Source organism: Legionella clemsonensis (genome assembly GCF_002240035.1).
Classification (GTDB): Bacteria; Pseudomonadota; Gammaproteobacteria; order Legionellales; family Legionellaceae; genus Tatlockia; species Tatlockia clemsonensis.
Genome location: NZ_CP016397.1, coordinates 3,028,177 through 3,044,340, shown reverse-complemented (window position 1 = coordinate 3,044,340; position 16,164 = coordinate 3,028,177). Strand labels below are relative to the sequence as shown.

Genomic DNA, 16,164 nt, shown 5'->3' with positions numbered 1-16,164 from the left:
CTCTCAATTACTCACCTGATCGGTTATGTCTCTTGTTCTTGTACTTTTCGAGATAAGCCTAATTTTTCTTTTAATCTGGCAACCGCATCAGGATCAAACGATCTTGAGGGTTTATGCTTTACCACAACAGCAGCACGAGGTGTCGGTGCTATTGGATTTTGTGCGCTGAAGGCCGGTGCACGCTCCGGGAAATAAGGCATAGTCGTGTCTTGTGTTTGAGTAGAAAATTTGACGTTAGAATAAACTGCAGTTGTTTTAACTGGAGACTGCTTGCGGGCGTTGCGTACGCTTTTTTCGATCCGTTTTTTAATTTTAACAGCAGCTCTTTCAGCCTCTTCTTCGGTGACTATGCTAACAGGGTTCCCTGCCAGATCAACTCGCATTTCCCGTGCTTTAAGACAAGTTAAATAATCAATCCGTCGGGTGAAAATAACAACCGCTTCACGTAATTTACTTTTGGAAATACCACACGCTGCTGCCTTACTGGCTACGGCTAATATATCATCCATAATGCCTATTTTTAGAGGACGAATTCGCAAGGTATTGTCAAAAGCTTGAGGAAACGTAGCTGCCAGCCATGATAACGCTTCATTCCGGGCTTTTTTGGATTTATTTTTTTGAGTTTTATTAATTGTTGCTGTGCGTGGATGAAGTTCTTGCCTTCTCATGCTGTTACCTTTTTCCGAAAAATTCAAAGTGGGCGTGAAGACGACACTGTTTTACACTACAGGTAGAATGATTATACGCGTTGTATCTTGCCATATATAAAGAAAACAGGTTCTTGTGAAATGCGCATCCAATGTACAGTGTTTAATGCTTATTTGCAAGCGTAACGTTGATGTTTTAAATTCAAAAAAGAAGGATATACTGTAAATAATCGTATTATTAAACTTTATCAATAATAGGTAGGTAATTGGCAATGATTAGTCGACTTTTTTGGACATTTCTTGCTATTTTTTTCCCTTGGGTTATTCTGCTGCTTGATGATAATCCAGGTGGCGCTATAGTTGCTTTAGTGATGCAAGCGACCATTATTGGCTGGATTCCTGCTTCTTTTTGGGCAATCCGCGTCATACAGGAGAATGCTGAAGCCTCCAAAGAAGGTGCTTCCAAAGAAGAGAAAAAAAAGTCAGAATAAACAGAACAAATTATACTTTATCTAAATAAAGAACAAGCCCATCTAATAAACAAAAAGGCATCATCCTGAGCAAAGCGAAGGATCTTTTCGTTCAAAGAGCGGGATTTTATCTGCAGAGAATCCCTCGCTTTGCTCACGAGGACGGTAATTTGCGGAAGATAATAAAGTGAAATTAATTCAAAATAGTATGATCTTGTCCTATCAGAATAAAAGCATTTTGTGGAGTTAGCGTGACTATTCGTATAATTGTTAATGGTGCCCGTGGTAAAATGGGGGAGCTTGCGTGTAAAACCATTAAAAATCATCCTGATTTTGAATTGGTGGGTGGATTAACACGCCATGATAATCTGCGTCAGTCTATTACTACGCTTAAAGCGGATATTGTAGTCGATTTAACTCGTGCCGATTGTGTTTATGAAAATAGCCTTGCAATTATTGAAAGTGGAGCACATCCTGTCATTGGAACAAGTGGCTTAACCACAGAGCAAATTCAAACACTAAAGGATTATTGTGAGAATGAGAGATTGGGTGGCATTATTGTTCCCAACTTTTCAATTTCTGCTGTTTTAATGATGCGCTTTGCTGCTGAGGCAGCAAAGTTGTTACCCGACGTAGAAATTGTTGAAACACATCACCCACACAAATTTGATTCACCTTCAGGCACTGCACTGAAAACAGCAGAAATGATAGCCAGGGCTCGTAAAAAAAATCCTCCATCTGGCAAGGGGCATGAATTAATCCAGGGAGCCCGTGGAGGAGTTCATGAGGGCATTAATATTCACTCTTTACGTCTTCCAGGTGTAGTAGCTCGCCAGCAAGTAATTTTTGGCACTACCGGCGAAACTTTAACAATCACGCATGACAGCATTGATAGAATTTCTTTTATGCCAGGTATTATTTTGGCCTGCCAAAAGGTTAAAAATTTGGATGCGCTATATTATGGGTTAGAGCATCTTTTGGAGTGAGAATATATTCATAATAGTATGGTGAATTATTTTACACTATTATGGAGATATAAAAGCAACTCCAAGCGCTCTATCGTTCAGTAGAATAGAAAAAAGAATCTGATTTTGAAAGTTTTGAATCTACAACGTCGTTTTTGTCTTTATTAAAAAAATTAATAAAAGAATTCACCTTTTGGGATTTGGGTCGTCCTCTTGGCGTTGGGGACCCTTTTGAGCCAGAAGGATGAGCTGGCTTGATTGCATTGGTTTCTTCTGGCGATTTTTTTGCATCAATAGGAGGTGTCAACCAGTTTGCTATGATCTCTCGCAAACCGCTAATTACTGTTTTAAAATCATCAAACTCCTCCCTAGCTTGGGTTTTAAAAGAAGCAAATTCACTCTGTAACGCAGCAATTTGTTTTTGCTGTGTATATGACTCTTCCTGGACACGCTGTAGCTGGACTTTAGCAAATACTGACAAACGCTCTGCGTCATTAACTTTTAGGCGTAATGTTTGTGTTTGTTCTTGCACCTTGGTTTTAATTGACTTTTTGCCTAGCTGCAATTTTATTTTCGGACTGGAGGTTGTTGTGGAGAGAGTAGCTGTCTCTTCTTTATTACTCTCATAAATAATTTCTTTTTCGCTAAGTGTTTTAAGTGAATTAAGAAATACTTCAACTTTTTCTTCCAGTGAAGAAGTTTTACAGTCTTTAATTTTTCCACTGGTGGAAAGTTCATAGACTTGATTACTGTACATCGTTGCTGCATGTTTGATGGTTTTAGGATCCCAGAATTGAATTTCATTTTGATAGCGCAGCGTTAAAAACCGAGCAAATAATTCAGCCATTTTCTTTGCATGATCCGGGTTTTGCAAAATAGCCAGAATATTTTGTATTCTTTTATCTTCAAAATAATCAATCACTCCATCGCCTAATTCTTTTAAGGTAAAAGAGGCAACTGTATCCAATAAAGCCCCGACAATGGGAACGCTGCCCAGTAAACCACCAATCATGGACGAAGAAAGCTCAACCATTTTTCTTCCAGTGCCTGCCTTTTTCTCAACTAATTGACTAAAGATGGAAATCACACCAATTATTTTTGCCCATAAGGCAATATAACTGGTGTTGTAAAATAAATTACTCTTCTCGTCTTCGCGTATTTGTTTAAGCGTTATTAATTTTTTCGTTTTATCATCTAGGTATTGTTGGGTTAACGCATGGGTGGCTGTCAATTTTTCAGAGATTTCATTAAAAAAAGTTTCTTGCTCTTGATGGATAATTGTACTTAATTTAAGCTCGAGCTCACTGACTAACTGAGTATAGACTTCCCCGTGAATGAGCTGGTTAAACAGTTCGAGAATATTTTCCTGAATGAGTTGCGATTTTTCATCTATTTGTTTGCCGATTTCTGCGGATAATTCTCCTTTCTGTGCCTGCAGGGTAGTTTCCAATTCTTGCATCTTAAGACGCAGCGTATCAATTTCCGGTGAATCATTAAGAGCTAATGCACAAGCCTCTAGTGTTTGAAGATAAAGAAGTGTCTGCTCCTCCCGTTCAGTAGCTAAGGCCAACCAACACAGTAAGTCGCTATTTTCCCGTTGTAATAATACATGGTTTTTTCGAAGTATTGCATAATTGTCGTCTAACTGCTCTTTGTTTTGTTTTATCAAGTGAATCTGAGAATTTAATAATTGAATATGTTCCTCTAATACGCTATGTCCTTGTTTGAGCTGCAGGTTATCCCGTTTTAATAATGCAAGCTCCTTTTTTAAAAGCTCGTTCTCTTGTTTAAGATAATTGTTTTCTTGTTCGTAATACGATGATGCTAAGGTATTAGATTTAGGATCTTCATAGGGAGGGGGTGGATCATTAATATAAATGTCATTCTCAATATCAGATGGCATAGCACTTCCTTTGCTTACTTCAAATGCAATAATTACTTGACGAAGATAATCACTATATAAAAATATTTTTTATTGAGCAATTGGAAAGTAAAAATACTAAAAGCAGAATTTTAATAAATAAAGAGCCAAAAAGAGCGCAGACTAAGACCAATAATTAAGCTACCAACAAGAATCATGAGCAGATTGGCAGGCAAAATACGCACCATATACGCTGAAATGGGTGCGGCAATAGCCCCTCCTGCTATTAATCCGAAAAGAGCATACCATTGGGTAATTTCGATAGTGACAAAAAAGGCGGCAGTTATACTCAGGGTGACTAAAAATTCAGCTAAATTAACCGAACCAATGGTATAACGCGGTGATTCACCTTGAGCCAAAAGCGTGGAATTAACAATCGATCCCCAGCCGCCACCACCAGCTGCATCCAAAAAACCTCCAACAAAACCCAAGGTAATTAAACGAGGCATTTTTGCGGCAGGTTTTTCCCGTTTCAATAAAGTATGAACCAGGTAATCGTAAATCTTTTCGGATAATTCAGTTTTGCGAAAGGATTTATACAAAATATAAATCCCCATGATCAGTAAATAGCTTACTATAAAAGGTTTAATAATGTTGATAGGAGCAAAACTTAAGACTTGTGCACCGACAATACCACCAAGCATCCCGGGGATGGCTAAACGACGAAAAAGTGAGAGATTAACATTCTTGAACATCATATGGGACAGACCTGAAATGGCGGTGGTAACAATTTCTGCAGCATGAACACTGGCGCTTGCCAGTGGTGGAGCGATACCGAAGGTAAGAAGTGCAGTCATACTGATAAGGCCGTATCCCATTCCTAAGCCACCATCAGCTAGCTGAGCACCAAACCCTACTAACGCAAAAATCCAAAACTCACTCACTATCACATCCTCTACTGTGAGTACATAGAATTCGAGCTAAATGCCATCACTTTTGTTTTTACTAAAAGATTAATAGTATCTTTTGCTTTCTCTTGAGACTCTTCCTTGCATAAATCAAGCAGAGCCTTATAAATCTTCTGAATTTCAGGCGCTCGCGTCCAACTCTCCGAAGGTCGTTTTCTAATTTCAAAAATAATTTGAGCAAGTTTATAAATACAAGCGGTGTCGTCATCACCAGGACTACGTAAGATCGGTTTAATTTCTTCAAATCCCGTTGGCGCTGGTGATGAAATAAAAGGGAGTTTCCAGGTTTTCTTACGTAAAAATTTTCGTTCGCCACATAATATTGCAAGCTCATTGAGTATAAATTGACGTTGTTCTGAGGGTAACTTCAGGCTTGCCAGTACACACTCTGTTAACCCAGGCTCTACTAAGCCAGGTAAATTTCCAATACGTCCCACTTCATTATTCGTGGCTAAAATATCGCTATTGCGAAGCGCCTGTTCGCCTGCTTTTTTGCGAATAGCTTCGGCTATATCTGCTGGCCAGTAATTTTCAGGGGTCTTAATTCCATCGGAACCTGGCGCATTTTGTCCTGCAAGTTCGTCACCATGACCTGAAACGACTATGGTTGCTACAAGTTCCACAAAATCTGCTCGATCATGCCCTTCATCTTTCATACTAGGCCATCGTCCTTTTTGGTCTCGATACAGTAGCATTGCTAATGTATGTACTATTTCAATTTCTTTACGATCTTTGCCGCTGACACAAGAGCCTGTTGTTCTGCCTTGTGCTTTCATGAATAAAAGATTCTCGAGGGAGGCTAAAAAAAGTTCTCTTCCATAATAATCAAAAACAGTCGCAGTACCATAAGAGGAATTCAATACCGCATGATACTCCTCCGCAAGTCTCTGTAAATCCAGTAAATTAGTTAAGTAACTGCCTAGTTCTTCTTTTTCTGTATAAACATTTCTTAAGTGCAAATGTTGGCTAAGCAACTGCTGCCAGCCAGGAAATGATTTAAGCAAAGGGTAATTTTCATCAAACAAAGCGACCAAATTTTTTCTAATCAGCTCGCTTTTAGCATCCATTTCTAATGAAAAATAAGAGGTTTTCTTATTGTCATGGTTATATTCAACTTCGGTAAAGGCTTGCGCTATGACTTGCTCAATTTTTTTTAAATCCCAGGAGAGATCCAGTTCCTGTACTTTATTCACTAAAAGAATAATCTGGACCATGTTATACACAGCCCTACAAGCAGGATGATCGGCTTGAGTATAGTAAAATTTTTTTGCCATGTTAAGAGGATGATTAGTGGATAAAATAATGCGATTGGTTTCTTTCTGAAAACTGCCTATGGTTTCCTGGCGCTCTTGATCCAGATAGTAATCAGGCATACGGCTATCAAGTAACTTAATCGGGCTAATTAAGGTTTGTGCTAGGATAGGTTGCTTCGCTTCAGCAGTGCTAATGATTCTCGCTAAATTACGCGACGCGTGAAGCTTTTTAACTTGCGGGGGTAGCTTAATCACATCACGAGAAGCCAAATGACTGGAACGAATTCGAGAAGGATATTTTTTAACAATTGTTCCCTCTTTGGTGAAAGATAAGCAGTTACTTTCGCATAAATTTGCTGTTAATGGTATGCGGCGCAGACGACTGGGTGCAAATGAGATTGCATCCTCCAGGCGTTCGTGACTGTCTAACGCTTTTTTAAGAAACTGTTGCTCATATTCTTCTAGAACCACAAACCAGTAAGGAAGCTTTCGCAGGATTTCTAAATCCTGCGCTTTAAAGTGATTGTTTTTTATTGGCACTAGAGTTGACTTAACGGTCCATTCTTTAATTTGTTTGCTAAATTTGATTAATTGAGAGTCAATTTCATGGACACTGAGCCTGGCATCACAAAATAGTTTAAGCAATTGCTGATCGTGGCGAGGCAGACTGGTAAACCAGGTCGGAAATTTATTGTTCCTGATAGCCTCTAAATCATTAGTCAGATGATGTTGAGGTTTAATTTCATCCCATTTAAGCATGAATTGATTTAAGGAAAATTTAAGTTTTTCAAGGGTTTTTTCATTCGATTCAATGACTACATACTCCGGAATACAAGAATGCAAATAAATTTGCATTAGAGACGATAAATCACGAAACCATGCAGGCGTTGTAATTAATTTCTCTTGCTTTATGGCAGTAAATTCCTGAAAAGTTTCCTCCAGATAAGGAGGTAAGCGCTTTTCCCATCGCAAAACATATTCTGTTTCACTATTGACCTTTAGGGGTATGAGGGTTGCTATATCAGCTCGCCCTTCTTTCATAATAACAAATTGCTCTGACTTATTTAAAAGTTCTGTTGCTAATTTAACTTTATTGTGGGTGCCTACTTTATAGGGATAATAATCGGCAAGTGCATTAACTAGCAGCCCCGTGTATTTCGCAAGAATTTCCTGATATTTATCAATGGGTTCTCCATCAGGCAGAGGACATAATGCTTTACACCATGAAAGATATTCTTCCAATGCCTGCTTTTTGGCTGTAAAAGCAGGAATCGTTTCCAGAATATATAAAAAAGAGTGATGCAAGCTATCAATACGCCGTTGATAACTACGTTTTAAGTTAGGAACCCTCGGGTAATATTCTACCTCAAAATCACCAATAATTTTTTTTAAATTTTCCTTTAGTGTTGAAGGGAGCTTTGAGTTTTTATGAGGGTTAGCAGTTTCTTCCTTTAATTCACTCTCAAATTCAGGAAATTTAGTGCCTTCGGCCAGGCGCAATAGTGTTTTTTTTCCCATGTTCCTTTTTTCCTTGCCTGCATCGATTGTTTATTATTAAATAAATCCTTGTAGTTAACAATTTCTTCTAGATTATTTTGACAAAGATATTCAATGCATATTTCATGCTACACTGAGTTTTTTATTTAAGGACAAGACATGAAAATAAAAACAGGAGATTACACTGGCTCTTCAGATGCTGGTATAAGTGAAGCGATTGCAAACGCCCTATCCAAGGCTGGGGAACATGCCACCATTGAAATAGTCGAAACCCGTAGCTCCCAGGTTGGTGAGGATAAACGCTTCTATCAAGTATTACTAAGCACTTACGCTGAGTAATTTTACATCTTAAAAGGAGTTTTCAAGATGAGCTATACTGTACCTCATTACATTGGAGGTAAACCATGGACTGCCACTTCTTCCAATTCGCATACGATTTATAATCCTGCGCTAGGGGAAGCGATAGGGCAGGTTTATTTTGCTAATCAAGAAACCTGCGACAAAGCAGTTGCAACTGCAAAAGCAGCATGGCCTTCTTGGGCAAAAACCACTCCTTTAAAAAGAGCACGTGTGTTATTTAAATTCCGAGAGCTTCTTGAAACACATCAGCTTGATTTGGCTCGAATAGTCACGCGCGAACATGGGAAGACACTGGATGATGCCAAGGGTTCTGTCGCTCGTGCTATTGAAGTAGTCGAATTTCACTGTGGTTTGGTTACTCAATTGCAAGGTGATTTTTCAGCGGAGGTATCCAACCATATTGACTGCTTCACATTGAGACAACCTCTGGGGGTTTGTGCTGGCGTGTCTCCATTTAACTTTCCTGTGATGGTGCCAGTTTGGATGATGATCCCTGCCATCGCTTGCGGCAATACCTTTATTTTAAAGCCCTCTGAGCAAGACCCATCGGCCTCAGTTCGTCTATTAGAACTTTTAACAGAGGCGGGACTACCTGATGGTGTTGCCAATTGTATCCATGGAGATAAGGATGTGGTTGATTATTTGCTAGCGCATCCCGATATTCAGGCATTTACGGCAGTTGCTTCAACGCCTGTCGCTGAAGCTATCTATACGAAGGCAACGGCAGAAGGTAAACGAGCGCATACGTTTGGTGGCGCAAAAAATCACTGTATCGTAATGCCTGATGCGGATTTGGATCAAGCGGCGAATGCTATTGTCGGTGCAGCATACGGTTCGGCCGGTGAACGCTGCATGGCTATCTCTGCCGTGGTGGCGGTTGGGGAAAATACAGCAGAAAAACTACTGGATAAATTAACACCGCTTATAAATGCCATACGCGTTGATAATGGCGAACTATCTGGCACCGATATGGGGCCTTTAATTAGCAGTGCGCATAGGCAACGCGTGCTTGCTGCTATTGATAAGGGAGTTGCTGAAGGCGCTCGACTAGTTATTGATGGGCGTAATTTTAAGCACAAAAATTATCCTGAAGGTTACTTCATTGGTCCTTCCCTCTTTGATGAAGTGACTGAGTCGATGTCCATTTATCAAAATGAAATTTTCGGGCCTGTTTTAATCATGTTACGCGCCTCTAATTTTGATGAAGCCTTGAGCTTGGTAAACCGTCATCAATATGGCAATGGCACGGCTATTTTTACGCGAGATGGTTATACGGCGCGAGAATTCAGCCAGCAAGTTCAAGTGGGTATGGTAGGTATTAACATTCCTATTCCTGTACCTATTGCCAGTCATCCTTTTGGTGGATGGAAGCGCTCTTCGTTTGGGGATACCAACATGCATGGTAAGGAAAGTATTGATTTTTACACACGACGCAAAACGGTGACCAGTAAATGGCCAGTGACCAGTCTTGATGAAAGTGCGTTTACTATGCCAACTCATAAGTAAGTGGATCTTCGCCCCCGTTTTTTCAGGAGAAAATAATGGCACGAATTGGTTTTGTCGGTTTAGGTCATATGGGTTTGCCCATGGCGATTAATTTATTAAAAGCAGGTCATGCAGTCACGGGTTTTGACCTTCAGCAGTCAGCACTTAATCATTTACAGGAAGCGGGTGGCTACATTGCAAAGACGCTGCAAGAGGCTGCATCTGCACAGGAAATTATCATTACCATGTTGCAAACAGGCCAACAGGTACACCAGGTTTGTTTAGGTAATGAGGGATTATTTGCCACTGCCCAATCACAAACAGTCTACATCGACTGCTCCTCAATAGATGTTGCCAGTAGTCGTGAAATCCACCAACAAGCAAGATTGAAACAATTATTAGTTGTTGATGCCCCTGTTTCAGGTGGTGTAGCTGGCGCACAGGCAGGCACTTTAACCTTTATGGTGGGTGGTTTGGAGAATGCTTTTGCAAAGGCAAAGCCGATATTGGCTGCCATGGGGAAAAAAATAATCCATACAGGACCTGCTGGTAGCGGGCAGGCGGCCAAGATTTGTAATAACATGATTTTGGGTATTTCAATGATAGCCGTTTCTGAGGCTTTTGTTTTGGCTGAACATCTTGGTTTATCGGCACAAAAATTATTTGAGGTCGTTACTAATTCCTCAGGACAATGTTGGGCAATGAGCCAATATGCGCCTGTCCCTGGTATATTGTCCCATACTCCGGCTAATAATAACTATCAACCAGGATTTACCGCGGCTATGATGCTTAAGGATTTGAACTTAAGTCAAAGTTCTGCTACTGCAATGAATGTGGAGACTCCTCTTGCCGCCAAAGCAACTGCAATTTACGAGCAGTTTAATGAAGCAGGTTTTGGGCAGCTGGATTTTTCGGCAATTATTAAAGCAATCGCTAAAGAGCAGGTTACTCATGAATAATTCTGACAAAAAGAGTATTGAGCACTTTTGGGATGATATTGCCCGTAAGTACATTCATTGGATAGAACCTTGGGATAAGGTATTACAGGGCGATTTTACCACCGGAGAGATCAAATGGTTTAGCGGCGGTAAATTGAATGTTAGTGCCAATTGTCTCGATAAACATTTACCGGCAAAAGCAAAACATACTGCGCTTATTTGGGAAAGTGATGATGGCAAAGAGGAACAAAAGTTTACATTTGCTGAATTACACCATGAAGTTTGTCTTATGGCCAATGTGCTTAAGTTATTAAAAATTGCTAAAGGAGACAGAGTTGGTATCTATTTACCGATGATACCAGAGGCTGCAATTGCAATGCTTGCTTGCGCAAGAGTTGGCGCTGTTCATACCGTTGTATTTGCCGGTTTTTCACCTCATGCACTACGACAACGACTTGAGGCTGCCGATTGTAGTTTATTAATCACCGCAGATGGTTATCATCGTGGTGGAAAACATTTTGCACTTAAGCAGCAGGCGGATGAAGCAATTAATGAACTTTCTATTCCGACACTCATCATTAAAAGCAGTGGTGAGCCTGTCTCTTTCCACACCGGTAGAGATCACTGGTGGCATGAATTAAAAACACAAGCCAGCGCACAATGTCCACCAGAGCCTATGGATGCAGAAGATCCTTTTTTTATTTTATATACGTCAGGTAGTACAGGGAAACCTAAAGGTTTAGTGCATACGACAGGTGGCTATCTCACGCAAGTGGCTTACAGTCATCAGCACATTTTTAATTGTCATGACAACGATGTGTTTTGGTGTACAGCAGATGTAGGGTGGATAACCGGGCATAGTTATGTTGTTTACGGACCTTTATGCAACGGCATCACCTCGTTAATTTTTGCTGGTATTCCGACTTGGCCAACACCTGCCCGTTGCTGGGAAATTGTGGATAAGCATTGTGTTACTGTTTTTTATACAGCGCCCACTGCAATTCGGGCATTAAAACGTGCGGGTGAACAATGGTTGGAAACGACAAAACGCGATGCTTTACGTTTGCTGGGGACGGTAGGTGAGCCTATTAATCCTGAGGTGTGGCAATGGTATCGTGAAAAAGTTGGCTACGATCGTATCCCTGTGGTGGATACTTGGTGGCAAACAGAAACGGGAGCCATCATGATTTGTCCGCAACACAATTTAATGCAAGCAAAACCAGGGGCTGCCAGTCAACCTTTACCAGGTATTTTCCCCACACTGCTCGATGAACACTATAAAGAAATCACGGGGGCAGGTGAGGGAAGTTTAGCGATAAAATCTCCCTGGCCTTCTATTGCAAGAACAATTGCGGGTGATCCTAAGCGTTATCGCGAGACTTATTTCAAACATGGCTACTATATTACCGGCGATGGTGCCCGTCGTGATGAAGATGGTGATTATTGGATTACGGGGCGAATTGATGATGTTTTGAACGTTTCAGGACATCGTCTGGGGACTGCTGAAATTGAAAGTGCTTTAGTGACACACCCTAAAGTAGCAGAGGCAGCAGTAGTTGGTATTTCTCATGAGATTAAAGGACAAGGAATTCATGCCTTTATCAGCTTGCAATATGGTGAAGAACCTTCAGAGGCGCTCTATCAGGAATTAGTGGATATTATTAAATCCGACATTGGTGCTATAGCAAAACCAGATGCGATAACTTGGGTTAACGATCTCCCCAAAACACGCTCTGGCAAAATTATGCGACGAATTTTAAGACAAATCGCCTGCAAAGAGGTACATGATCTTTCTGAATTAGGTGATTTATCAACGCTTGCCAATCCTCAGGTGGTTAATGAACTTATTCAGGGCAAGAATTCGCATACATAGTGAAACTTGATTTTTTCTGAATCACCAATCTGCTGGAGGAGTAGCAAAGAGATATTATTTCGCGCTCCTTTTCTTTATTCTTGCTCAGACCAGCAGAACCATTCATTTAATTTGAGGATTAATTCTTCGACCCCTTCTTTTTTTAATGAGGAAAAGGATTGTACACTGACCAAGTCCGGCATTAATTGATAATGCTTTCGTACTTTTAATAGGGTATTTTTTACCTCACTGCGACTTAATTTATCTGCTTTGGTTAGCAAAATATGCACGGGTAGTTGGCGGGCCAACGCCCAGTCAATCATCATTTGGTCCAGTTCCTTTAGAGGATGGCGACAATCCATTAAAAGAACTAAACCCTGCAAGCACTGGCGTACCTCTAAATAATGAGCAAGATGTTGTTGCCAATCCTGCTTGATTTCTTGCGCTACTTTAGCAAAGCCATATCCGGGTAAATCGACAAGTCGGCGTGTTTCATCAAGACAAAATAAATTGATCAATTGTGTGCGACCTGGCATTTTACTGGTGCGCGCAAGTTGTTTAATCCCTGTTAAACAATTTAATGCACTGGATTTCCCAGCATTTGAGCGGCCAGCAAAGGCGACTTCAATGCCTTCATCGGCAGGTAGCTGATTTACTCTGGCGGCGCTTTTTAAAAAACTTGCACGCGAATAAGGATTAAGTAACATTATTTTAATTTCATTTTGGGATTTCGGCTAAGCAGTGTACCATTAAATACGTAAGTTCGACATAAAAGGCAGGAAAGCTTTTTATGTTTTTAAATGAACAGTATCCGGAAAGTGCGCAGTATTTATCCGGAAGCCAGTATAAAAATGAGATAGAATCCTCGGAAAAAGAATGAAAAAAATTGTATTTGCTCTTATTGCCTTCTGCACCTTTATGAGCAATGCTGCAGAACAAACGATTGCTCCACCAGCCAAAACAGCTGTTTGCGTAGCTTGTCATGGACAACAGGGTATTAGTTTAAATCCTGAATGGCCCAATATTGCAGGACAACATGCAAGTTATATTTTGAAACAATTGCAGGATTACAAAAAAGTAACTACTCGCAATGTACCTGTAATGACAGGTGTAGTAGCAACATTAACTGATGCTGATATGGCTGAGTTGGCTGCTTTTTATGCCAGGCAACCACTTCCTGAAGGAGTAACGCCACAGAAATATTTAAAACGTGGTGAACAACTTTACCGGGGTGGGGATTTCGAGAAGCATATTACTGCCTGTATTGCTTGTCATGGTCCTCGAGGAACAGGGAATGCCCAGGCAGGATTTCCTGTGGTGTCCGGGCAGCATGCCCCCTATACTGTACAACAATTGCAGGCATTTAAAGAGAATAAGCGCTCGAATGATTTAAACTCAATCATGAGAGACATCAGTTCTCGCATGAGTCAGGAAGATATGGAAGCAGTTGCTTATTATATGCAAGGTTTACATTAATTTTAAAATGAGAGAGACATTACTATGGTAAAACGTTTATTGTTGATTATCCTGTTGTTACCAACGCTTACTTTTGCAGATGAATTTGTCGCTGGTAAGGACTATGAGCTTGTGGTAGGCCCTGCTACCAATGCAGGTTCTCCCAAAGTTACAGTGACCGAGTTTTTCAGTTATGGATGTCCCTGGTGTTATCGTCTTGAACCTGCTCTTTCGACTTGGTTGCAGCAGCAAGGTAGCAAAGTGCAGTTCTCACGTGTTCCTGTTATTTTTAACAAGGACTGGAAAGTCTATGCAAAAGCCTATTACACCGCACATCTTTTAGGATTAGAAACTAAAATTAATCCCGCTTTGTTTAAAGCAATTCAAACGGAGAAGCGTAATTTAGCCAATAATGAAGCCATGATAAATTTTTTCACTGCGGAAGGGGCTGATAACAACACGGTTAAATCAGCATTTGAAAATTCAACGATGATTGATTTACAGATAGCTCAGGATGCTGCATTAATGTCGCATTATCATGTGAATGGTGTACCTGCAGTGGTTGTTAATAATCGATATAAAACCGATTTGCAAATGGCACAAAATCAGAAGCGTTTCTTTATGATTTTGGATTTTTTGGTAAATAAAGCTCGCCAAGGATAATTCATTTACAACTCAATCAATTGGCATCGCTGGTTTAGTAGAAAGAAATTGTAGACTGATGAAAGTGATAGAAATGGAAAATAGGGTAGCTCATGAAAGGGTAATATAGAAAAATCTGAACGAGAAACGTTTGGGTAATCACAAACTGGTTATTGAGTAATTTTTATAGTAGCTTTGCCTCTGATCGTGCTCTCTAAGACTTTTGCTATTTCTGTTATCTCATCAGTTTTTCTATGAAGTATGTGCATAAATAGCGTATAAGGCTTGTAATTAGACTTATGATGATTGAAGATAAAGCCTAAGGCATTATTGCCCTCTCTAATGTCGGTTAGATACTTAATTTGCTCATCTTGCTCAAGAGTCTTAGCGAACTTGAGACATTCAACTAATAATTCACCACGATACTTCTGTAAACTCTTAAATTGAGTGTGGGTTAAATTATGATGCTTTGTGGCTGTAAGAATAGCTAAGACTATACCCATGTGTTTATTTTCCAAGGCTAAATCAAGCGCTGATTTATCATCAGGACCTGTTAGAAGAGGATTGGCGCCATAGGTCATAATTTTACAAAACATTTCTATAAAGCCTTCTTCTGCGGCAATATAAGCAGCAGTGATTTTATCGTTGGCTGTTACATCTAATGCTTTAGTGGCTTGAACAAGAAAATCCATGGTATCGCCTTGATTACCTCTGGCTGCAAAATGAATGGGGGTATAGCCCTCGCTTGTGGTTTGATCAAGAGGAATATTAAATTCAATGTATTTTTTCAGATAGTCAAGATGTCCATAATAAGCCGCAATATGAGCTATTGTCATTTTGGTATGGGAGGTTTCTCTTTTTGCTCTCTGCTCATTGAAATCATTTAAATGTTCCTCTCTAAATCGCGTTAATTTTTCTATTACAGTGTCGGAAGGTACTCGATGATGGGTTGCGAAAATATCAATATTAAAAATAATATTATCGCTTGTAGAGAAAATTCCTTTTATAAAAGAAACCAGCTCTGTGGGGTCAAATTTGTAGTGCTCAATTTTTCCGCCTAAAAGTGTCTGTTCAACTATAACCCATTGACCAGATGGTTTATCATAGCGAAGCCCAAAACGATGCTGACCTGAGCTAATTGAAATGGCTAATTTATCATATTCATCACTAATAATATCGCAAAGATTATCCAAATAGAGTTCCAATTCATTTTTATTGAAGACTCCAGGCGCACTAAAAATTTTTTTTAAGTTGCCAAGCGTCTTGATTGCGTCTGAAGCGGTGACTGCTGAAATGGTTTCAGCATTGACTTGACTTAAAGGTTTATTAAGTAAAAATTCAGGGTATTTTGAAGGTTTTTGATAAAGCTGTATGCCATCAAAGAAGGCAATAATCTCCAGTAAATCAAATTCTTTCTTAGTTAGATTTTTGAGTGAAACCCCTTTTTTAATCCTGTTTCTAACGGCGTTGATTTCTTCGATTAAGGCTGCATTACTCCTATTAGAGTTTATAAGATTGTCTATTCGATTAAAAAATTTAGTTTCTTCCTCTGGCCCACTTAACCATGCTTGCACCCACATCAACGTTAATCCTGCGCAAATTCCTTTTTCGGAGATGTTTTGATAATGCAGATCGGTCATCAGATTAATAACTTTTAGCATGACAGCAGATCCTATAGTGTTGAGCAGTGTTGAAGTACGCAATGAACAATATTTGTACAATATCATTATAGTCTAGAGCACTGACTAATCTAAAAATAAAACAATAGTGT

The 16,164-nt window shown here is 39.8% G+C and carries 14 protein-coding genes; 8 read left to right on the top strand and 6 right to left on the bottom strand.

From position 1 onward, the window contains the following. Positions 1-23: 23 nt before the first annotated feature. Positions 24-668 carry a ProQ/FinO family protein gene (locus clem_RS13590; RefSeq protein ID WP_094092039.1) on the bottom strand — a complete coding sequence of 215 codons (645 nt, stop codon included), beginning with the start codon at positions 666-668 and terminating at the stop codon, positions 24-26. A 251-nt stretch (positions 669-919) separates the two neighbouring features. On the opposite strand from clem_RS13590, the gene clem_RS13585 reads away from it, so the two are divergent. Beyond that, positions 920-1,138, top strand: a complete 219-nt coding sequence (locus clem_RS13585; protein ID WP_094092038.1) for a hypothetical protein — start codon at positions 920-922, stop codon at positions 1,136-1,138. Between the two features lie 230 nt (positions 1,139-1,368). Continuing rightward, a complete protein-coding gene (gene dapB, locus clem_RS13580) occupies positions 1,369-2,103 on the top strand; it encodes a 4-hydroxy-tetrahydrodipicolinate reductase (protein WP_094092037.1) in 735 nt (244 codons plus the stop codon). 70 nt (positions 2,104-2,173) lie between these two features. Here dapB and clem_RS13575 read toward each other — a convergent pair whose 3' ends face one another. The 3 genes from clem_RS13575 to sidP all read right to left on the bottom strand — a co-directional run bounded on the left by clem_RS13575 (position 2,174) and on the right by sidP (position 7,682). Then, a complete protein-coding gene (locus clem_RS13575; RefSeq protein WP_094092036.1) occupies positions 2,174-3,985 on the bottom strand; it encodes a hypothetical protein in 1,812 nt (603 codons plus the stop codon). Between the two features lie 110 nt (positions 3,986-4,095). Then, positions 4,096-4,887 (bottom strand): sulfite exporter TauE/SafE family protein, encoded by a 792-nt coding sequence (locus clem_RS13570; RefSeq protein WP_094092035.1) that lies wholly within the window; start codon positions 4,885-4,887, stop codon positions 4,096-4,098. Positions 4,888-4,898: 11 nt separating this feature from the next. Then, positions 4,899-7,682: a Dot/Icm T4SS effector PI-3-phosphatase SidP gene (gene sidP, locus clem_RS13565; protein WP_094092034.1), complete on the bottom strand. Its 2,784-nt coding sequence runs from the start codon at positions 7,680-7,682 to the stop codon at positions 4,899-4,901. A 138-nt stretch (positions 7,683-7,820) separates the two neighbouring features. On the opposite strand from sidP, the gene clem_RS13560 reads away from it, so the two are divergent. Genes clem_RS13560 through acs form a run of 4 tightly spaced genes read left to right on the top strand, consistent with a single transcriptional unit; the run spans position 7,821 to position 12,317 of the window. Further along, positions 7,821-8,000, top strand: a complete 180-nt coding sequence (locus clem_RS13560) for a hypothetical protein (RefSeq protein ID WP_094092033.1) — start codon at positions 7,821-7,823, stop codon at positions 7,998-8,000. Positions 8,001-8,027: 27 nt separating this feature from the next. Further along, a complete protein-coding gene (locus tag clem_RS13555; RefSeq protein WP_094092032.1) occupies positions 8,028-9,527 on the top strand; it encodes a CoA-acylating methylmalonate-semialdehyde dehydrogenase in 1,500 nt (499 codons plus the stop codon). A 35-nt stretch (positions 9,528-9,562) separates the two neighbouring features. Beyond that, a complete protein-coding gene (mmsB, locus tag clem_RS13550; RefSeq protein WP_094092031.1) occupies positions 9,563-10,465 on the top strand; it encodes a 3-hydroxyisobutyrate dehydrogenase in 903 nt (300 codons plus the stop codon). Continuing rightward, on the top strand, positions 10,458-12,317 hold the full coding sequence (gene acs, locus clem_RS13545; RefSeq protein WP_094092030.1) for an acetate--CoA ligase: 1,860 nt from the start codon (positions 10,458-10,460) through the stop codon (positions 12,315-12,317). The genes mmsB and acs overlap by 8 nt, the downstream gene beginning before the upstream one ends. A gap of 74 nt (positions 12,318-12,391) precedes the next feature. Here acs and yihA read toward each other — a convergent pair whose 3' ends face one another. After that, positions 12,392-13,003, bottom strand: a complete 612-nt coding sequence (gene yihA / locus clem_RS13540) for a ribosome biogenesis GTP-binding protein YihA/YsxC (protein ID WP_094092029.1) — start codon at positions 13,001-13,003, stop codon at positions 12,392-12,394. 169 nt (positions 13,004-13,172) lie between these two features. On the opposite strand from yihA, the gene clem_RS13535 reads away from it, so the two are divergent. Both clem_RS13535 and clem_RS13530 read left to right on the top strand, forming a co-directional pair. After that, on the top strand, positions 13,173-13,772 hold the full coding sequence (locus tag clem_RS13535; RefSeq protein WP_094092028.1) for a c-type cytochrome: 600 nt from the start codon (positions 13,173-13,175) through the stop codon (positions 13,770-13,772). A gap of 24 nt (positions 13,773-13,796) precedes the next feature. Beyond that, entirely contained in the window at positions 13,797-14,414 is a 618-nt protein-coding gene (locus clem_RS13530) for a thiol:disulfide interchange protein DsbA/DsbL (RefSeq protein WP_094092027.1), read from the top strand. A gap of 149 nt (positions 14,415-14,563) precedes the next feature. Here clem_RS13530 and clem_RS13525 read toward each other — a convergent pair whose 3' ends face one another. Next, positions 14,564-16,054: an ankyrin repeat domain-containing protein gene (locus tag clem_RS13525; RefSeq protein ID WP_157698255.1), complete on the bottom strand. Its 1,491-nt coding sequence runs from the start codon at positions 16,052-16,054 to the stop codon at positions 14,564-14,566. Between the last annotated feature and the right edge of the window lie 110 nt (positions 16,055-16,164).